The organism is Psychromonas sp. MME1, from assembly GCF_041080865.1.
Classification (GTDB): Bacteria; Pseudomonadota; Gammaproteobacteria; order Enterobacterales; family Psychromonadaceae; genus Psychromonas.
This window is the reverse complement of sequence record NZ_CP160906.1, coordinates 1,373,751-1,394,873: the sequence shown is the minus strand read 5'-3', so window position 1 is coordinate 1,394,873 and position 21,123 is coordinate 1,373,751. Positions and strand designations below refer to the sequence as shown.

General features: G+C 38.8%; 14 protein-coding genes, 1 other RNA gene and 1 pseudogene. 14 read left to right on the top strand and 2 right to left on the bottom strand.

What is annotated here, in order from left to right:
- Nucleotides 1-72: 72 nt before the first annotated feature.
- Nucleotides 73-1,515: an aminodeoxychorismate synthase component I gene (gene pabB / locus AB2N10_RS06460; RefSeq protein WP_369434513.1), complete on the bottom strand. Its 1,443-nt coding sequence runs from the start codon at nt 1,513-1,515 to the stop codon at nt 73-75.
- Nucleotides 1,516-1,641: 126 nt separating this feature from the next.
- Between pabB and AB2N10_RS06455 the strand changes: the two genes are divergently transcribed.
- The 5 genes and pseudogenes from AB2N10_RS06455 (at nt 1,642) to ffs (ending at nt 6,938) form a co-directional block, all read left to right on the top strand.
- Nucleotides 1,642-3,183: a fumarate hydratase gene (locus AB2N10_RS06455; protein ID WP_354624464.1), complete on the top strand. Its 1,542-nt coding sequence runs from the start codon at nt 1,642-1,644 to the stop codon at nt 3,181-3,183.
- A gap of 85 nt (nt 3,184-3,268) precedes the next feature.
- Nucleotides 3,269-4,459: pseudogene (locus AB2N10_RS06450) on the top strand (amino acid aminotransferase).
- Between the two features lie 115 nt (nt 4,460-4,574).
- Nucleotides 4,575-5,927: a CDP-diacylglycerol--serine O-phosphatidyltransferase gene (pssA, locus tag AB2N10_RS06445; RefSeq protein ID WP_354624462.1), complete on the top strand. Its 1,353-nt coding sequence runs from the start codon at nt 4,575-4,577 to the stop codon at nt 5,925-5,927.
- Complete coding sequence (locus AB2N10_RS06440) at nt 5,927-6,709, top strand: sulfite exporter TauE/SafE family protein (protein WP_354624461.1); 783 nt, start codon at nt 5,927-5,929, stop codon at nt 6,707-6,709. The genes pssA and AB2N10_RS06440 overlap by 1 nt, the downstream gene beginning before the upstream one ends.
- A gap of 131 nt (nt 6,710-6,840) precedes the next feature.
- Nucleotides 6,841-6,938, top strand: an RNA gene (gene ffs / locus AB2N10_RS06435) — signal recognition particle sRNA small type.
- A 199-nt stretch (nt 6,939-7,137) separates the two neighbouring features.
- Here ffs and AB2N10_RS06430 read toward each other — a convergent pair.
- A complete protein-coding gene (locus AB2N10_RS06430; RefSeq protein WP_354624460.1) occupies nt 7,138-7,875 on the bottom strand; it encodes a YciK family oxidoreductase in 738 nt (245 codons plus the stop codon).
- Nucleotides 7,876-8,002: 127 nt separating this feature from the next.
- Here AB2N10_RS06430 and sohB point away from each other — a divergent pair, with 127 nt between their 5' ends.
- The 9 genes from sohB (at nt 8,003) to AB2N10_RS06385 (ending at nt 20,883) form a co-directional block, all read left to right on the top strand.
- Nucleotides 8,003-9,049, top strand: a complete 1,047-nt coding sequence (gene sohB, locus AB2N10_RS06425; protein WP_354624459.1) for a protease SohB — start codon at nt 8,003-8,005, stop codon at nt 9,047-9,049.
- Nucleotides 9,050-9,246: 197 nt separating this feature from the next.
- Nucleotides 9,247-11,901: a type I DNA topoisomerase gene (gene topA / locus AB2N10_RS06420; RefSeq protein ID WP_369434512.1), complete on the top strand. Its 2,655-nt coding sequence runs from the start codon at nt 9,247-9,249 to the stop codon at nt 11,899-11,901.
- 205 nt (nt 11,902-12,106) lie between these two features.
- Nucleotides 12,107-12,601, top strand: a complete 495-nt coding sequence (locus AB2N10_RS06415; protein ID WP_369434511.1) for a hypothetical protein — start codon at nt 12,107-12,109, stop codon at nt 12,599-12,601.
- Between the two features lie 111 nt (nt 12,602-12,712).
- Nucleotides 12,713-13,498, top strand: a complete 786-nt coding sequence (gene truA / locus AB2N10_RS06410; protein ID WP_369434510.1) for a tRNA pseudouridine(38-40) synthase TruA — start codon at nt 12,713-12,715, stop codon at nt 13,496-13,498.
- An 8-nt stretch (nt 13,499-13,506) separates the two neighbouring features.
- Complete coding sequence (gene folC / locus AB2N10_RS06405) at nt 13,507-14,784, top strand: bifunctional tetrahydrofolate synthase/dihydrofolate synthase (RefSeq protein WP_354624456.1); 1,278 nt, start codon at nt 13,507-13,509, stop codon at nt 14,782-14,784.
- Between the two features lie 3 nt (nt 14,785-14,787).
- The gene (locus tag AB2N10_RS06400; RefSeq protein WP_354624455.1) at nt 14,788-15,411 is read left to right on the top strand and encodes an SPOR domain-containing protein; all 624 of its coding nucleotides are present in this window, start codon (nt 14,788-14,790) and stop codon (nt 15,409-15,411) included.
- A gap of 78 nt (nt 15,412-15,489) precedes the next feature.
- On the top strand, nt 15,490-15,984 hold the full coding sequence (locus AB2N10_RS06395) for a CvpA family protein (RefSeq protein WP_354624454.1): 495 nt from the start codon (nt 15,490-15,492) through the stop codon (nt 15,982-15,984).
- Nucleotides 15,985-16,172: 188 nt separating this feature from the next.
- On the top strand, nt 16,173-17,687 hold the full coding sequence (gene purF, locus AB2N10_RS06390; RefSeq protein ID WP_354624453.1) for an amidophosphoribosyltransferase: 1,515 nt from the start codon (nt 16,173-16,175) through the stop codon (nt 17,685-17,687).
- Nucleotides 17,688-18,117: 430 nt separating this feature from the next.
- Nucleotides 18,118-20,883 carry a transporter substrate-binding domain-containing protein gene (locus AB2N10_RS06385; protein WP_369434509.1) on the top strand — a complete coding sequence of 922 codons (2,766 nt, stop codon included), beginning with the start codon at nt 18,118-18,120 and terminating at the stop codon, nt 20,881-20,883.
- Nucleotides 20,884-21,123 lie beyond the last annotated feature (240 nt).

Here is a 21,123-nt window from a genome sequence, read left to right as displayed (position 1 = left end):
TTATAGCAATTCCTATCATATCTACACATTGATGCTTGTTACATAAAGACTAGCCTAGAGTGAAACGTAGTTTCACTCTAATTGTTGATTGATTTCTGCTAGGCAAGGTAATATTTTACTTACCTTATCGAAACATTCTTGATACTCCTGGTGCACGTCTGAGTCAGCGACTAAGCCACCACCAGCCCAGCAATAGATGCTGTTTTGATGGCATAATAATGTTCTAATACAAATGTTACTATCCATTGAACCATCGCTATTAATATAAGCAATGCTACCGCAATAAAGTTGCCGTTTATGTGGCTCTAATTCTGCTATAATTTCCATTGCTCGAATTTTGGGGGCGCCGGTAATAGAACCACCAGGGAAACAAGCTCGGAGTAAATCTTCGCTGCTATATTTATTGGCTAATTTACCCAACACCGTGCTGACTAAATGATGCACAGCAGGGAAACTTTCAATGGTGAATAATTTCGGAACTGAAACGCTGCCCGATTGACAGACTCGACCAATATCGTTGCGTAATAGGTCTACAATCATTAAATTTTCCGCTCTATCTTTTTCTGAGTTAAGCAAGGCTTGGCTGCTTAATTGATCGGCCTGGTGATCATCAAATCGCGGTCTAGTCCCTTTAATGGGTTTACTCTCCACGATGCCATTGTGTAACTTTATAAAGCGCTCAGGCGATAAGGATAAAATCACTTGTTTGGGTAAACGGAAAAATGCAGCAAAAGGGGGGCGGTTATCAATAAACACAGCTTGATAAGCTTGATATTCATCACCTTGATAGGTTGCATTAAAGCGTTGTGCTAGATTAACTTGGTAGCAATCTCCACTAAGAATGTAATTCTGCACACTCGTAAATTTAGTTTGGTAGGCTTGTTTGTCCATATTTGCCGACCAGCTCGATGTTAATTTAAAATTGTTTTGTTGATTCGCTTTGTTTACAAGGAGTGCTTGTTCATGTTGTTTTATCCAAGCGGATCTTTTTGCCCAGAGCGTCTGCGTATTCTCGTTGCTCTGTTTGCTTTTATGGATAACAAGATAAAAACGATCGTTGTGGTTATCCTTAAGTAATGCCCAATCATAAAAACCGATGGCCATTTCCGGTAAATCTAAGCCGCTTGGATCAGTAGCATGGTTAATTTTTTCTAATTGATAACCCAGTTCATAGGAAAAATATCCCAGTGCACCACCAGTAAAAGGCAGTTCATGGCTATTGCATACAGGTTGAAATAGCGCTTTACGTAATGTTTCAACAACAGAGAAGGGATCATCAGTGGTTGTTGATATTAAAGCGTGCTGTGTTACCGTGCTGATTGCCGAAACGGTTTCTATCGTTGCAATCGGCTGTGCACTATAAATTGACCAACGACTGTCAGCGTGGTCTGTTTGTGCAGATTCTAAAAATATAGCCCAATTAAGTTTAGAGGCTGCCTTTTTAAAGGCGAGAAACTCACTTTGTGTCAGCGTAATCGGTTTTATTAAAATATCGTTTGTAGAGCAATTAGTCATAATTTTTGAGTTCAGGCAACAAATTTATTACAAATAGGTTGGTTAATGTAAAGATGAAGATTAACATTCTCTTTATACTCAAGCCACTTATAATAAATGCGATTATGAAAACGTACGGAGTTTTATATGACAGTTATTAAGCAACAAGACCTTGTAAATAGTATTGCCAATGCCTTGCAGTTTATATCCTATTACCATCCGCTTGATTTTATCCAAGCAATGGATAAGGCATATCAGAAAGAGCTAAATCCTGCGGCAAAGGATGCGATTGCACAAATCTTAATTAACTCACGTATGTCTGCTGAGGGGCAGAGACCTATTTGTCAAGATACTGGCATCGTAAACGTTTTTGTTAAGGTGGGCATGAAAGTCCAGTTTGATAGTGATTTATCGTTACAAGAAATTATCGATTTAGGTGTTCGTCAGGCTTACTGTGACCCAAGTAACCCATTGCGCGCCTCCATTGTCAGTGATCCTGCTGGTGCTAGAAAAAACACACAGGATAATACACCGAGTGTTGTTCATGTTGAGCTAGTAAGTGGTAATAAAGTTGATGTCATGGTCGCAGCAAAAGGAGGCGGCTCAGAAAATAAATCAAAAATGGTGATGCTTAACCCCTCCGACTCGATTGAAGATTGGGTTGAAAAAACCTTGCCGACCATGGGGGCTGGGTGGTGTCCGCCCGGTATGCTAGGTATCGGTATTGGAGGTACAGTTGAAAAAGCGGCATTAATGGCGAAACAGTCATTGATGGAGCCCATTGATATTCATGATCTCCAATCTAAAGAAAAAAATACAGCGCATTTATTGAGTAGTGATGAAAAGTTACGTTTAGAAATTATGCGCCGTGTTAATGCATTAGGAATCGGTGCTCAAGGGTTAGGTGGATTAACAACAGTACTTGATGTGAAAATTAAAAGTGCCCCGACCCATGCTGCATGTAAACCCGTTGTGATGATCCCAAATTGTGCTGCAACAAGGCATGTTCATTTTTCCCTTGATGGCTCTGGTGAAGCGCAGTTTATACCCGCGAAGCTTACAGATTGGCCTGCTATAACTCGGCAAGAGGGAAGTAACGTACATCGAGTTAATGTCGATGGTATTAGTAAAAGTGATATTAGTAAGTGGAAAAGTGGCGATACATTACTACTTTCAGGGAAAATACTAACGGGACGTGATGCCGCCCATAAACGTATTCATGAATTGCTTTCATCGGGGAAAGCGTTACCCGAAGGTGTCGATTTTAAAGGTAAGTTTATCTATTATGTAGGCCCCGTAGATGCGGTTAGAGATGAAGTTGTCGGGCCAGCAGGGCCAACGACAGCGACTAGAATGGATAAATTTACCGATTTTATGCTTGAGCAGACCGGACTATTTGGCATGATAGGTAAATCTGAGCGTGGGCAACAAACGGTTGATTCCATCGCCAACCATAAAGCGGTATATTTAATGGCTGTTGGGGGGGCTGCTTATCTTGTTTCTAAGGCAATAAAAAAATCACGAGTCGTCGCTTTTGCTGACTTAGGTATGGAAGCCATTTATGAATTTGAAGTTGAAGATATGCCTGTTACCGTTGCGGTAGATAGTCAAGGAAATAACGTACATGATCAAGGGCCGGCAGTTTGGAAAGTAAAAATTGCAGAACTTGAAGCGAAATCAACGCAATAGTAAATTTTTTATTGATCACTAAAGCAGTAATGGTATAACTGCAAATAGAAAATAATCTATCAATTATCTTTGTGAAGGAATAAACATGTTTGAACAAGTGAGTATGGCACCTGCTGATCCTATTTTAGGTTTAACAGATGCGTTTAAAAAGGATCCGCGTGTTGATAAAATCAATCTTGGTGTTGGTATTTATAAAGATGAGAGCGGTTTAACCCCAATTTTAGCAACCGTTAAAGAAGCGGAGAAGCGCCTACTTAATAGTGAAACCACTAAAAGCTACTTAAGTATCGAGGGCCTTGCTGAATATGATCAAGCTGTTCAAAGACTGTTATTTGGTAAAGATTCCGAGATAATTACAGCCAATCGAGCATGCACTGCGCAAGTGCCTGGCGGTACGGGTGCATTACGTACTGGCGCTGATTTTGCGGTAAAAAAATTAGGTATCAAAAAAATATGGGTAAGTAACCCTACTTGGGCTAATCATGCTAACGTATTTAATACAGCAGGGCTGGAAGTTGCTAATTATGCCTATTATGATGCAGCGAGCAAAGACCTCGATTTTGATGCGATGATTGCATCATTACAGCAGGTTGAAGCTGGCGACCTTATCTTGTTTCATGGTTGTTGCCATAACCCAACGGGTATTGACCCAACAACCGAACAGTGGGAAATACTTGCGAAGTTGGTTGCTGAATTAGGCGCAATTCCATTCTTCGATTTTGCCTACCAAGGTTTCGCCAAAGGGGTTGAAGAAGATGCCCAAGGATTACGTATATTTGCTCAGTATAATAAAGAGTTATTAATTGCTAATTCATTCTCTAAAAACTTTGGTTTATATAATTAACGCGTCGGTGGTATCACGCTAGTGGCTGAAAATAGTGAAATAGCAGAGTCAGCATTTAGTCAAATTAAGGCGGGAATTCGTTCAAATTATTCAAATCCTCCTGCGCATGGTGCTGCTGTTGTTGCGACTATCTTAAATGATGAAAAACTATACAGTGAGTGGGTTCTGGAAGTGGCTGCCATGCGTGAACGTATTCAAGAGATGCGCGAGCTATTCGTTGAAACCTTGAAAGAGAAGGGCGTTGCTGGTGATTTTAGCTTCATTAATCGTCAAAACGGCATGTTCTCATTCTCTGGATTATCTGTTGAACAAGTTAATCGACTAAAAGCAGAGTTTGCTGTATATATTGTTGGTTCAGGTCGTATTTCTGTTGCTGGAATGACAAAAAATAATATGCAACCTCTTTGTGATGCATTAGCAGAGGTTTTTTAATCGTTAATTGACCGATAATTGAACAAGGTTGTCTAGGCAACCTTGTTTTGTTTTTGTCGTTATAGGTAGCAATTCATTTGTACCTATAACACATTCAATTCCATGAAAGAGTTCTATGAGTATTCGAATCAAACGAAGTTTATCATATCTAGACAATCTTAAGAAAATACCACTTTCGACTAACGCTGTGGATTGCCTATTTTCTTCGGCATCATTTAAAGCTGAGTTATTAAAACAAATTGCGGCTGCAAAAAAACGTATCTATTTAGCTGCATTATATTTGGAAGCTGACGATGCAGGTAAAGAGGTTTTGCAGGCACTTTATGCCGCTAAAAAAAACATTCCCAGTTTAGATATTGTTGTATGTATTGATTTTCATCGCGCTCAAAGAGGTTTAATTGGGAATAAAAAATCAAAGGATACTAATGCTACTTGGTATCAAGAAATGCAACAAACCTATGGCACGGGGATTCAAATTGTGGGTATCCCGGTTAAGCGTAAAGAGCTATTTGGTGTTCAACATCTAAAAGGTTTTATTTTTGATGATCAAATTCTCTATAGCGGTGCAAGTTTTAACGATATTTATCTACATAATAATGGACGTTATCGCTTTGATAGATATTGGTTAATTAATAACAAAGAACTTGCTGATTCAATGGTTGAATACTTGAAAAATGATATTTTAAGTAGTGATGCAGTGGTTGCATTGAACGTAGCAACCATTCCTAAAATTACAGAACTTAAAATAGTACAGAAGAAATTAAGTAAACATTTAAAGAAAGCGACCTATAAATTCGAAGGTCAACGCACGACCAACAACTTGTCTATCTTTCCTATAGCCGGGCTTGGCTCTAAAAAAAACAAGCTTAATGACTGTATCCGCAATGTCATTCACGCTACACAAAAAGAGCTCGTGATATTTACCCCATACTTTAATTTACCCGCCGTATTAGACCGCGATATTGATGCATTATTAAAACGTAACGTTTCTTTAACTATCGTCGTCGGAGATAAAACGGCCAATGATTTTTATATTCCAGAGGATAAACCATTTAGAACAATCGGTGGTTTACCCTATCTATATGAAAGTAATTTGAAAAAGTTTGTGCAAAAACATATTCCATCCCTTGCAAGTGGTCAGTTGAAATTGCATCTTTGGAAGCATGGTGATAATAGTTTTCACCTTAAAGGCATGTATGCGGATAACCGATTTGTTATGTTGACTGGACATAATTTGAACCCGCGTGCGTGGCGTCTGGACCTTGAAAATGGTCTGCTGATTGATGATCCCAATCAAGTGTTGCAGGAGTTACTTGATAAAGAGTTAAATACTATTTTGCAAAATACCACACAAATAACTTCCCCTGCGCAAATAGATGATGTTGAAGCTTATCCTGCTCATGTCAAAAAATTATTACTGCGTATGCGTCGAACTAAGGTCGATAAACTGGTAAAAGGAATAATATAGTGCTTATTTTGGGCTACATATTGTTAGGTGCGGTTGCGGGGTTTACTGCAGGCGTATTTGGTATAGGGGGCGGTATTATTATTGTTCCCACGCTCATTTTTGCATTCACATATTTACACTTTTCACCTGAAGTCATAGCACATTTGGCTGTTGGCACGTCACTCTCTACCATTTTATTTACTTCACTGAGTGCGATTTATGTGCACTATAAAAAATTTAATATTGATTGGTCATTATCAATAAAACTTAGTATTGGCATGTTATTTGGTGGATTTATTGGTGCTTATGTTGCGGAATATTTATCAAGTGCCATGTTGCAGCGGGTATTTGCAATCTATGCTATCTTAGTCGCGCTACAGATGTGGTTTAGTTGGTTACCAAAGGCTTCATTAGTGTTACCTAAAAAACTTGGCTGTAGTCTGTTAGGTGGTGCGATAGGTATTGTTTCGGGGGTGTTTGGTATTGCTGGTGGTACCTTAGTCGTTCCTATATTAACATTGTATCGTGTAAAAATGACGCAAGCGATAGCCACCTCTTCTGTAACAGGTGTGGCTATCTCTTTATCAGGTAGCATAGGATACATCTGGATGGGATGGCATAACCAAGCGCTTCCTGCTGAAAGCTTTGGTTATGTGTATTGGCCTGCCATGCTAGGTATAATATTAAGCAGTACCATTTTTGCAAAATTAGGGGCTAAGCTTGCCTACAATTTACCGGCTAACATCTTAAAAAAATTATTTTCTATGTTACTGCTTATTATTGCAGCTAAGCTGTTTCTTTGATGGCCGTTTGTTTGTTAATTAGGCACTTAGACGATATATAGCAAGTTGTCATTGAATTTATTAATTTCATACGTATAATCCTCGACATCAAAGCAGTTAGTCATGTTTTGATAACAGTGACAATGGTAGGCTTCTTGGTTCCTCGCATTGATAACTTATTAACCTGGTCAGGGCCGGAAGGCAGCAGCCATAGTAGGTGATTCAAGTGCCGAGGGTTTGCTGGGGAGTCTGCCACCCACAATTTCCTCGAATACCTTTCCTTTATCTGTTCTGTTTCTTCTCTATAGAGTGCTTCATTTAATAAACACAATGCTTTTTGGGTAAGACCTACTCCTCTAATTATATGATCTACTTAGGTGCAATTTACGTCAAGTAAGTGCCCCGTAGGGCAAGAAAATAACAGGACTCATCTATCTGTTACGATGATATTATTGAGCGTTTAAAACTTGCCCTGTGACATTGATGCTATCATTACTAAGAAGATACAAATAGCTTTGCATAATATCTTCGGGTAATTTCAATGTGGAATTATCTTCCGCTGGGAATGCTTTTGCGCGCATCGCTGTACGGGTAGCACCGGGATTAATCGCATTAAAGCGTAAGTTGCTGTTTTCATACTCATCTGCAAGTACTTGCATCATACCTTCTGTTGCAAACTTTGATACGCTGTAAACACCCCAATAGGCTCGGCCTTTAGTGCCAACTGAAGAGGTTGTGAAAATGGTCGAGGCATTTTCAGAGAGTGTTAAAACGGGTAAAAATGATTTTGTTAACAGGTATGCTGACGTCACATTGATTTTCATCACATCATTCCATGTATCTTGTTCAATATGGGCGAAGGGCCCTAATACACCAAGCTCGCTGGCATTGTGCACTAAACCATCTAGCTTGCCATAGTCATTTTGTATTGTATTTGCTAAGTCAATATAGTGCTGCTCTGTGGCTCCCTGTAAATCCAGAGGGACTATTGCCGCTTGCTTTTTACCTAGTTGCTCAATTTGATCATAAACAGCTTCCAGTTTTTTTACGGTTCGTCCGAGCAAAATAACCGTAGCACCAAATGCAGCGCATTGCAGCGCTAATGTTTTACCTATTCCATCACCAGCACCCGTGATTAAAATTGTTTTTTCTGCCAAACAGTCTGGCTGTGGTTGAAATTCGATCATAACGCTTCTCTTGGTTAACAATATCTAGGAATATTAACTTTTTTTACATAAAATACTCAAACTCTTTTGTACAGAGACGCGCTTTTTGTCATGATATGGCAATATATTTTTTAAAAGGAATACAACATTGGAATTTTTATCTGATTATGGTCTGTTTTTAGCAAAATCAGTCACTTTTGTATTAACGGTAATAATAACTTTGCTTGCCGTTATTGCTCTAACAGCTAAACAAAAAAGTAAGAAAGGTGAGTTAGAATTAATTGATTTATCTGAACAGTTAGAAGAAACAAAAAATACAATCGAAGAGCAATTATTAACAGCGCAGCAATTAAAGTTACGCCATAAAGAAGCTAAAAAAGCACAAAAAGAAAAAGACAAATTAGCCAAGCAAGCTCTCAAAGATGGCAAGCAGAGTGATGGTTTGCCGCAATTATATGTTGTCGATTTTAAAGGGAGTATAGATGCGAAAGAAGTTGCCTCTTTGCGAGAAGAGATCACTGCCATTTTAAGTGTTGCTAGTGAAAAAGATGAAGTCTTTGTCCGTTTAGAGAGTGGCGGAGGAATGGTACATGGCTATGGTTTAGCTGCATCTCAATTACAACGCATTAAGGATCGTAATATCCCACTTACCATTGCTGTTGATAAAGTTGCCGCAAGTGGTGGTTATATGATGGCTTGTATAGCCGATAAAATTATTGCCGCTCCCTTTGCTATTTTAGGGTCGATTGGTGTAATTGCCCAAATCCCCAATTTTAATCGTTTATTAAAAAAACATGATATTGAATTTGAACAATTGACAGCGGGTGAATATAAACGAACTTTAACCATGTTCGGTGAAAATGATCAGCAAGGTCGTGATAAATTTAAGCAAGAATTACAGGAAACGCATGAACTGTTTAAACAATTTGTAAGTGAACATCGCAGCCAAGTTGAAATAGATAAAGTCGCCACGGGAGAGCATTGGTATGGATTACAGGCTATCGAACGTCAATTAGTGGATCAAATTTCTACCAGTGATGACTATCTAGTAGCACAATTACCAGAACGCCATATCGTACAGATAAAATATACAAAACGTAAAAAAATAACGGATAAATTTGCGCAAGCTGCATCTGTTGCCCTGGAAAAAAGTGTTTTCAAGTTATTACAACTTAATAGTCACCGTTTATTCTGATTTTCGTTTAATTTTCAGCCAATGTACAAAGCCAACATGTTATTGTTGGCTTTTTTACCCCTATTTATCAACTTAATTGCAAAAATAGGTTGCTATTCTTTGCAACTTTGGATTATATAAAAAAAGAGCGTTCATTGGATGAACATAATATTAGGTTTCCCTACCTCGATTAATACTACATTAGGTAAAGATGAATTATGAGTAAATCACTTGTTATTGTGGAATCTCCTGCAAAAGCAAAAACCATCAATAAATATCTAGGAAACGATTTTATTGTTAAATCAAGTGTCGGTCATATTAGAGATCTTCCGACTAGTGGCAGTGCAAAGCAAACAATCGAAGCTAAGAAACAAAAATCTTTGACTGGAATGACGCCGGCACAAAAAGAGAAAGAGAAAGCTAAACGGGCACAGGAAGCATTAGTTGCTCGCATGGGCGTCGATCCTAATAATCACTGGCAAGCTCGTTATGAAATATTGCCCGGTAAAGAAAAAGTGGTCAGTGAGCTACAAAAATTGGCCAAAGATGCCCCGACTATCTATCTCGCAACCGATTTGGATAGAGAAGGGGAAGCGATAGCTTGGCATTTGCGTGAAACACTCGGTGGTGACCACGATAAATATCAACGAGTGGTGTTTAACGAAATAACAGAAAGTGCAATCCAAGAAGCATTTCAGCATCCAACTCATTTAAATATTGATGGCGTTAATGCTCAACAAACGCGTCGATTTTTAGATCGTGTTGTTGGTTTCATGGTCTCCCCATTATTATGGAAAAAGGTTGCACGAGGACTCTCTGCTGGACGTGTACAATCCGTGGCCGTACGTTTGATTGTTGAACGTGAGCGTTTAATCAAAGCATTTAATCCCGATGAATTTTGGGATCTGCATGCCAACGTACAGACCAATAAAAAAATCGACTTACGTTTAGAAGTTTTTAAAGTAAATGGACAAGCTTTTAAACCGACTAATAAAGCGCAGGCGATGCATGCCGTTGATTTATTAAAACCTGAACAGTATAAATTACTTTCTCGGGAAGACAAACCGACAACGAGTAAGCCAAGTGCGCCATTTATCACCTCAACACTACAACAGGCTGCCAGTACAAGATTAGGGTTTGGTGTGAAAAAAACCATGATGCTGGCACAACGTCTGTATGAAGCTGGTTACATCACTTATATGCGAACAGATTCGACTAATTTAAGTAAGGACGCCGTTGCTTCTGCTCGTGATTATATTAACGAAGAGTTTGGATCTAATTATCTACCCAAAGAAGCGATTGCTTATAGCAGTAAATCTGGCGCTCAAGAAGCGCATGAAGCGATACGTCCTTCTGACGTGAAACAGCTTGCTTCTTTTTTAAACGGAGTAGACCGTGATGCGCAACGTCTTTATGAGCTGATTTGGCGTCAGTTTTTAGCATGTCAAATGTTACCCGCGCTTTATGATGCAAGTACGTTAATTGTTGAAGCTGGTAATTATCAATTACGTGCGAAGGGGCGCACGATGCGTTTTGCAGGTTGGACCAAAGCGCAACCCGTTGCAAAAAATAAAGTAGATGATGTGCAGTTGCCAGATTTAGCGGTTGGTGAATCACTGAACTTAATTGAACTTGATCCTCAACAACATTTCACCAAGCCGCCTGCCCGTTTTACTGAAGCTGCCTTGGTAAAAGAGCTTGAAAAGCAGGGAATAGGCCGTCCTTCGACCTATGCAAGTATCATTTCAACAATTCAAGATCGCGGCTATGTAAAAGTAGATAAACGTCGTTTCTATGCCGTTAAAATGGGCGAAATAGTTACCGACCGATTAAGCGAAAACTTTGTTGAGTTGATGAGTTACGATTTTACTGCACAAATGGAGGCTAATCTTGATGCTATTGCAGAAGGAAAAGCAAGTTGGACTGCAGAGTTAGATCGCTTTTATAATGATTTAACATCGCTATTGGAAAAAGCAGAGCTTCCCGTTGAAGAGGGCGGCATGCGTCTCAATGAACCAGTCATTATTGATGATGTTCGTTGCCCAAGTTGTGAGCGAGCAATGGGTATCCGAACGGCTTCAACAGGTGTCTTTTTAGGATGTTCGGGCTATGCGCTTCCCCCTAAAGAGCGTTGTAAAACCACGATCAATCTAGTTGATGGGGAAGAGGTGATTGATCTTTTAACGACTGAAGACGCCGAAACTGCAGCCTTAATGGCTAAAAAACGTTGCCCTAAATGTGATATGGCAATGGATAGTTACCTGATCGATGAAAAACGTAAATTGCATGTCTGCGGCAATAATCCGCTGTGTGATGGGCATATTGTTGAGATGGGCGAGTTTAAAATTAAAGGATACGATGGCCCGATTGTAGAGTGCGATAAATGTGGTCATGATATGCAGTTAAAAGATGGTCGTTTCGGTAAGTATATGGGATGTACTAACGAAGAGTGTAAGAATACGCGTAAAATATTACGTAATGGTGAAGTCGCACCGCCAAAAGAAGATCCCGTTGACCTACCTGAATTAGAATGCGAACAGAGTGACGCGCATTTTATTCTAAGGGATGGTGCTTCAGGGCTATTTTTAGCGGCAAGTACGTTCCCTCGCTCGCGTGAAACGAGAGCACCTAAGGTCGCTGAGTTAGCGCGTTTTAGGGAACGTATTTCGCCTAAATTTTACTATTTAGCCGATGCGCCGCAACAGGATCCTGAAGGCAATCTCGCTATTGTTCGTTATAGTCGTAAAAATAAAGAGCAGTATGTGATGACTGAGGTAGATAAGAAAGCGACGGGCTGGACTGCTAAATTTATTAATGATAAATGGGTAGAAGAGCAAACGAAGAAACGCGCAGTGTCTAAAAAGAAAGAATAGATAAATCAGGTTATCAGGAAGAATACAATATAGGCCGTGAAAATGGCCTATATTCCCCGAATCGGTTGTGATACAAATCAACTAAAACTGATCTCTTTACCTTTTTATATGACCCCCCTCAAATTTAATCACTTTCACTTACTCTAGTTTCTCTAATCTCAACTAATTTTACCTTATATGAGTATGAGGTAACGTTGAGATTGAGATGCTGCTATTTCCACTACTATCAGATTTAGATCGTAAGGTAATTTTATTTACCTATGAAAAAAGGTTTATTAATAAAAAAAGCTTATCGCTGGATTTGCTAGATGATGACTTTCGCTCTTTTATTATCACTGAAGGGGATTATATTCTTTGGGAATTAGAAAAACGTAAATTGACGGAAACGGAGGTGGTTGCTCATTCTTGGTTAGTAACCTCACAAAAGAATCAGTCCATCTTGTTGAAGTTTGAAGAAAATAATTGTCTTTATATTACCAGTGTTTTTGATAAGGAGGATTATCACGGTCATTGGAAATTAGAGCATGGTATATTAAAAGTTTATTTTAATTATCATGAACATAAGTACGATATAAATATTATTGCGAATAATAATAGTGCCATTCATTCCGCGCTACAAATTGTTGATGAAGCTAATGTTGATGTTTTAAAAGTAGCCCCCCTCAGCCAAGCGCGCTATGGCAAAGCGTTACTTGAATAAAACGTCCTCGTCTATTTATTTCTATACATTTTATATATAACCCCCAGCTATAATTGCAAGCAGCGCTTTTAAAATTTATACTGCACCTTTTAAATTTAGGGTGAACTATCAATGCGTATCGCACTGGGTATTGAATATGATGGAAGCGCATATTATGGATGGCAACGCCAAAAAGAAGTGATATCGGTTCAAGAAGAGTTAGAAAAAGCATTATCAATTGTTGCCAACCATCCAGTAACGGTAAGTTGTGCTGGACGGACCGATACGGGAGTTCATGGTACAGGGCAGGTGATTCATTTTGACACCACTGCGGCACGTAAAGATGTCGCTTGGACATTGGGTGTGAATGCAAATTTACCCGATGATATTGCTGTACGTTGGATGACCCAGGTTGACGACTCTTTTCATGCCCGTTTTAGTGCAACAGCCCGCCGCTACCGTTATATTATTTATAATGGTCAATTTCGTCCGGGGATCCTACGTACGGGGTTAAGTCATTATCATGTACCTCTTGATGCCGAGTTAATGCATCAGGCAGGTCAATATCTCCTCGGTGAGCAAGATTTCACCTCCTTTCGTGCATTGCATTGTCAAGCTAGCAGCCCGGTTCGCACCATTGAGTATCTTAATATTGTCCGTCGCAAGGATTTTATTATCATAGATATTAAAGCCAATGCTTTTTTGCACCACATGGTACGCAATATAGCCGGCAGTTTAATTGAAATTGGACGTGGTAATCAGCCCATTGACTGGTTACAAACTTTACTTGCATATAAAGACCGTTCCTTGGCGGCTGCAACTGCAAAACCAGGGGGGTTGTATCTGGTTGAGGTTGACTATCCTACTGAATTTGCCTTACCTAAGGTAAATTGTGGCCCGTTGTTTTTAGATATATAGTGGAAAATATGGAAAACGAGATAATGTTGCACAACAGCTTAGAAGCGTGGTTAAGCTATATTGAAAAGCTTCACCCTAGTGAGATAGAGCTTGGATTAACGCGTATATCTAAAGTCGGCAAAGCGCTCGATTTAATTCATTTTGATGCAATGGTGATCACCGTCGGTGGCACTAATGGTAAAGGCACTACCTGTGCTTTTTTAGAAGAAATTTTGATGCAGGCTGGTTATAAAGTCGGTGTTTATAGTTCCCCTCATATTTTGCGTTATAGCGAACGTTTACGCATTAATAAACAGGAGTTAAGTGCTGAAGATCATTGCCAAGCATTCGAACTCATTGAGAAAACAAGAAAAGAAATCTCGTTAAGTTATTTTGAGTTTGTTACTTTGGGTTGTCTAGCGCTACTTAAAAAAGAGAACTGTGATTTTATTCTCTTAGAGGTTGGTCTGGGTGGTCGTCTGGATGCCACTAATATGGTGGAGTCTGATATTAGCGTTATAACGACCATTGCCATTGACCATGTAGATTGGTTAGGTGATAACCGTGAAAAAATTGGTTATGAGAAGGCGGGGATATTTCGCCGAAATAAGCCGGTTATTTGTGGCGAATATGAGCCACCACAATCCCTAGTTAATCATGCCAAAGATATTGGTGCTGATATTTACTATGCCAATAAAGATTTTCACTTTACTGATAAAGTATCCAGTTGGGATTGGTGCGGAAAAAGCACCATTAAAGATATCCCGCAGACGTTAATGCCGAGGCAAAATGCGTCAACGGCACTGGCAGTTATCGAAGCATTAGCGCTTGATATCGATAAAAGCGTGTTGTGTCGTGCAATACAACAGGCGAAGTTGGCGGGGCGGTTGCAAAAATGTGTAACTGGCGCTGTTTGTGATCTCTATATTGATGTCGCTCATAACCCACAATCCGCCCAATATCTCGCTTCACAAATAGAACAGTTACGTCAAGCAAAAGATAACTGCCGCGTTTTTGCTATTATTGGTATGCTGCGAGATAAAGATGTTATCGGCACTTTTGATGTGATTAATGGCCAAATTGATGATTGCAATTTAATCTCTTTAGCCTGTGCTAGAGGGGCTAGCTGTCAATCTTTGCTGAGTAGTTACCAGCAAAGTAAGGATAGTCACCAACAGGTAACTTGTTTTGAAAATATAGAGTTAGCTTATAAATCCGTCGCCAATCGGGTGACTTCATCTGATATTATTGTTATTTTTGGATCCTTCTTTACGGTTTCGGATTTTTTAACTTTTTCGCAAGGATAAAACGTGGCTTCTCAGTTCAAAAATAGATTAGTTGGTGTAACGATTGTGGTTGCTTCGGTGGTTATTTTTTTACCTTCTATCATTGATGGTAAAAAAGCGACCTATCAAGATGAATTTGTGGCCACGCCAATTAAACCGCTTATTAAAGAACATACGCAAGTTGCCGTTGCTGATAGTTCGCCAGATAGTGATCATGACCTTATTGATTCCGTAGAGCATAAAAAGAATGAACCAATTGATGTGATCGATAATACTGATTGGGAAATTCAGGAAGTAGCGCCCACCGTCACCATTAAAAATGATGAGACAGGTGAAGAAGCTAACAAATCAGAGTTAAATGCTATTGAAACAGCAAAATCGATAAAAAAAACGCTCCCTGACAAAGCCTGGACGATACAGTTGGGCGCTTTTCAAAATGCCGAAAATATTAATCAGTTGTTAAAAAAACTGCATAAGGCCGGCTTTCAGGCACATACCGTTCCTTCTGAAGTCGTTGATGGTCAATTAACGCGTGTTTTTGTGGGGCCCGATGTCTCTAAAGAAAAACTTGAAAAACAGTTGCCTCAGTTAAAACGTTTAACAAATTTGAAAGGTCAATTAATCCCCTTTAATGCGGTAAACCCATAGATAATTTACAGCATTTCATTTTTACTTCTGCTAGAATGCGGTCGTTTATAACTGGTTAAAAGATTATTAGGGATAACAATGAATTGGTTTGATTTCACGATTCTCGGTATTATTATATTTTCAGCGTTTATTAGTCTACTCCGCGGCTTTACAAAAGAAGCTATTTCACTCGTCACTTGGTTTTGTGCATTTTTTATAGCCAGTAATTTCTACCCAGAACTGTCGCAATATTTAACTCAAATAGCCGATAAACTAGTACGAGATTCGGTTTCCATCGCCATTCTATTCATTTCAGTTTTACTACTCGGCGCGCTGGTCAATTATATAGTGAACAGACTGGTAACGGTTACTGGATTATCTGGTACTGACCGTGTTGTCGGTCTCGTTTTTGGTGCTATTCGAGGTGTATTAATTGTTAGCGCTATATTATTTTTCATCGACTCATTTACTGCGTTAAATCAAGCAGAATGGTGGACAAATTCTACTTTAATACCCCAATTTGGTATTATCATTGAATGGTTTTTTGAACATATTGAAAACTCATCCAGTTTTTTAAATAAGCTGACCGCATAATGGGTATGCGCTTTTAGCTAGGAAATAAATTCACCAATATAATAATTAGTGGAAATTATGGGATTTAAGTAGATTGCTAAAAACCCTAATATATAAGTAATATCAACCAATTCAATAGGGAAATGTTGGATTGAAACATATATTTAAAATTAATCTTAAACTATCTATAAAAACAAAGGCGTGAATTTATGTGTGGAATTGTTGGCATCGTTGGCTCAACACCGGTTAATCAAAGTATTTATGATGCATTGACCGTTTTGCAGCATCGAGGACAGGATGCGGCAGGTATTATAACTATCGCAGATGATAACTTTAAACAGCGTAAAGCGAATGGATTAGTCAAGGATGTGTTTGAATCTAAACACATGCAACGTCTAAAAGGAACGATTGGTATTGGCCATGTTCGTTACCCAACGGCTGGTAGTTCAAGTGCCGCTGAGGCGCAACCATTTTATGTTAATTCACCTTGGGGGCTTGCGCTAGCACATAACGGTAATTTGACTAATGCACCGTGGTTACGTGAATCTTTAATTAAATCTCGCCGTCATATTAATACCACTTCAGATTCAGAAGTATTACTTAATATTTTTGCTGCAGAATTAGATAAAGCTGAATCAGACAAGTTATCAGCCGATGATATTTTTAATGCTGTTAGTGCTGTCCATAAGCAAATTAAAGGTGCCTATGGTGTTGTTTCATTAGTCATTGGCCATGGCTTAGTGGCATTTCGAGACCCTAACGGAATCCGTCCTTTAGTACTTGGTTCTCGGAAAACCGATGAAGGGGACTTAGAGTATATCGTTGCTTCTGAGAGTGTCGGACTCGATACCATTGGTTTTAAAGTAATACGTGATGTTGAGCCCGGAGAAGCGATTTATATTACCGAAGACCGTCAATTATTCACCAAACAGTGTGCGCAACAAACTAGCCTTAACCCATGTATCTTTGAATATGTATATTTAGCTAGACCCGATTCTACGTTAAGCGGTATCTCAGTTTACGAAGCGCGTTTGGAGATGGGGCGTAAATTAGGTGCTAAGATCAAACGTGAATGGGCTGATATTGATATTGATGCAATTATCCCTATTCCAGAAACGTCTAATGATATTGCATTACAAATGTCATTAGAGTTGGGGCTGCCTTATCGCCAGGGATTTGTAAAAAATCGCTATATCGGTCGTACTTTTATTATGCCAGGGCAAACTCAGCGTCGTAATTCAGTGCGTCGTAAACTTAATCCTATTACTACGGAATTCAAGGGTAAATCAGTTTTACTCGTCGATGACTCCATTGTACGTGGTACTACGTCAGAGCAGATTGTTGAGATGGTCAGGGATGCTGGTGCAACAAAAGTTTACCTAGCCTCAGCCGCACCACAGGTATGTCATCCTAATGTTTATGGTATTGATATGCCAACGGCATCGGAGTTAATTGCCTACAATCGCAGTGTCGAACAAATAAATGCTTGCATTGGAACGGATGGCTTGATTTTCCAGGATTTACAGGATCTCAAAGATGCTGTTGGTAAACAAAATCCAGATATTAAGGAATTTGAATGTTCCGTATTCGATGGCATTTACGTGACTGGCGATATTGATCAAAACTATTTTGATTATTTAGCAAGCCTTAGAAGTGAGGATGCAAAAAAAATCCAAGAACAAAAAGAAGAAATTGCTAGTTTGGAATTACATAACGAAGCCTAACTTTTCTATCTGCTTTTCTTACCTTATACAAAGCCAACATTTATGTTGGCTTTTTATTAAGACCATTAATCTGCCTTGAAAAATAACCGATTTACTGTGTTAGTACGCATTATTTTAACAATTGAATTACAATTCAAGATTTATGGCTTAAAATTGCCCTATAATTAATAGGTTAATACCAGCTGACTAAAAATATTTGGATTATGGAACTGAAAAAATATAGATGATGGAACGAGAGCTGCTTTATGCCCAAAAAACGACGTTGCAAATTAAACTTTAATAGAAAATGGAGCACGACCATCGCTTCATTGCTCGTTACGCTATGTTTATTAATTGTTAGCAATGTAAATGCTGCCCATGTGACTCTTACCGAGAGCGAAAAAGCGTGGATAAAAGCACATCCCACCATAACACTTGGCTCAGACTCCAGTTGGAACCGTACATTATCAAACAGGCCGATGGCACGATTATCGGTCTCGATAATGATATTTTAAATCTGATAAATAAGAATACCGGCGCAAATTTTCAATTAACCTCTGGCACTTGGGGGGAAATGGTAGCAAAACTAAAAGCGGGTGATATTGATGGTGTCAGTACATCTTCAAGGCATTTTGCTGATGCGCATGATTATCTATATAGTAAACCCTATTTTACAGTGCAAAAAGCGTTGATTGTCGCAGATACAAATCCTAAAAATATACAATCAGTGCAAGATTTAGCTGGAAAACGGGTTGGCTACCAAGCTGATAATCAGTTTAATAAATCATTATTAGATAGATACGAAGGCGTTATTGCTGTGCCGATGAACTCGCTTTCAGAGGTCGTTGATGCGCTTATCGTTGGCGATATTGACGCGACAATTGAAGCCAATATTATTTATCATGTGGATAAAGCCAAATCCCCTTTTATGAAAACAGTGGCTTTGATTCCTGATAGCACTTTAGATCTTCTTTTTTCTTTTAGGGCTGATTATCCCGAAGCGATTTCAATTATCAATAAAGGGCTCGCTGCGATTTCTCGTACTTCTAAAATGGAAATTGAAAATAGATGGTTTTTTATTAAAACGGAGATAAGTAACGAGAGCGAATATAAATCGATAGTATTCACGGAAGCAGAAAAAAAATATCTTGATACAAAAGCTTATATTACCGTAGGGAGTATGAATGATTTTGCTCCCTTTGACTTTATTAAAGATGGTAAGCCATCTGGCTACACTGTTGAATTTATGCGATTAATTGCACAGCAGTTAGGTAAAGAAGTACGTTTTGCCACCAAACCGTGGAATGAGCAAATGCACTTACTTAGCACGGGGAGTATTGATGTTATTCCACATATTGCGGTGACACCGGAGCGCAGAGAGCGAGTTGAATATACAAATTTTAATCATTTGATTTATAGCACTGGGTTTGCAGTTCGCAAGGGAGAAACCATTCGTTCTATGTTGGACCTAAATGGTAAAATAGTAGCAGTACTTGAAAAATCATTTTTACATAGTTACCTAGCAAAACACTTTCCGGATATTAATTTACTCTTAGTTGATAGAGATACCAAAGGCATTGCCGCTGTTTCTAATGATGAAGCTTATGCGGTTATAGGTAGTCTCCCGGGATTAACCTATTACATACAACTAGATTGGCGTAGTAATCTTAAGATTATAAACGTTAAAGATGCGGGCGTTACAACTAAAACTGAGTTACCGATGGGGGTTGTAAAGGGAAATGTTATTCTTAAATCGCTGCTTGAAAAGGCAAATAGCGCTATTCCGGAAGAGAAAATTCAAAAACTTAAACAAAAATGGATATTTGCTTCATCTGATTTTTCTCTCAATAGGGCAGAGCAAAATTTTATAGCGGAACACCCAATAATACGCTTTGGAATAAGATCGGACCGACCTCCATTTGAGCTACTGCGTGATGGTAAACCAGCAGGAATAGCAGTCGATTATCTTTCTGCCATCGCGAGTCATGCTGGTTTTAAAGCTGAATTTGTTGTTAATAATTTGTCACTTGCTGGTGCTATGGATATGGTCGAAGGGACACGGCATGATTTTGATACACTTGCTTTTTCAGTAAAAAACAGAGAGCGTGCTTTAAGATTCGCTTTCGGTGAAAGTTACCTTTCCTACCCGATGATGATTATCACCCATAAAAATTCACCATTCATCGGTAAAATGAGCGATCTTAATGGAAAATTGGTTGCGATTGAAAAAGGCTATTTAACGAATAAGTGGTTAGCTAACGACTATCCCGAAATACAAATAATTAATGTTCCTTCTAGTATCAAAGCATTAGAAATGGTCAATAATGAAAAAGCGGATGCTTATATTGGTAATGTTGCCGTGGCCAATTACATGGCCGTTCATGGGCAACTTAATAATCTTAAGATTAGTGCACCATCGGGATACGGCAGTATTGACTATAGCTTTATAGCGCCTAAAGAATGGCCAGAGCTTGCTTCTATTTTAAGCAAAGCTTATTTAGCATTGCCTGCTAATTTTCACACGGATACACAACAGAAATGGTTTTCCTTTCAAATGGTTGAAACCACAAATTACACACTTTTATGGCTTGTTTTGTCGATTACCTTAGTGATTATTTTGGTCGTACTTTGGTGGAATAGAACGCTCAGGAGGGAAAAAAAGAAAACTGAAATTGCCCTCACTAGGTTGAGACGTACACAAAATTTACTTAAGAAAAATAATGAGACACTTAAAAAATTATCTATTACCGATAAGCTCACTGGGCTTTATAATAGAGCAAAACTTGATCGAGTATTACAACAAGAGCAGGAACGCTCTCTACGTTATGGCAATATTTTCGCAGTGATTTTAATCGATATAGATTATTTTAAAGGTGTTAACGATCGCTATGGCCATCAAGCAGGAGATAGTGTGTTGGTCGAATTTGCTAATATATTAACAACTAATATTAGACATGTTGATACTGTCGGTCGTTGGGGAGGGGAGGAATTCTTAGTGATTTGTCCGGAAACATCTAAAGAAGGTGTTTATAACCTAGCTGAAAATTTAAGAAAAAACATAAGTGTATATAATTTTTCCGATGTTGGATGTTTAACTGCAAGCTTTGGCGTATCCCTATATCAAGAAGGAGACTCTGCACATTCAATCATCGCTAAAGCAGATGTGGCGCTGTATAACTCGAAAGAATCTGGGCGAAATAGAGTGACTATCAATTAATACCAATTCCGATAAATAGCTGATTTATTTTACTGGTTAAAACAACTTACTGCTGCGTTGTAATTTTTGCAAAGGGAATAACCATTTACGTCAAATTACGCCTTGAATTAAGCTGTTTTTCCTACGCAAAATTTAGATCACATACTTACCGGAGTTGGTATAAGAAAAAATAGCGATTTTCCTTTCAGGTATAAAAAATCCGATGTGTAGTACATCGGATTTATATCGAGTGTAATTATC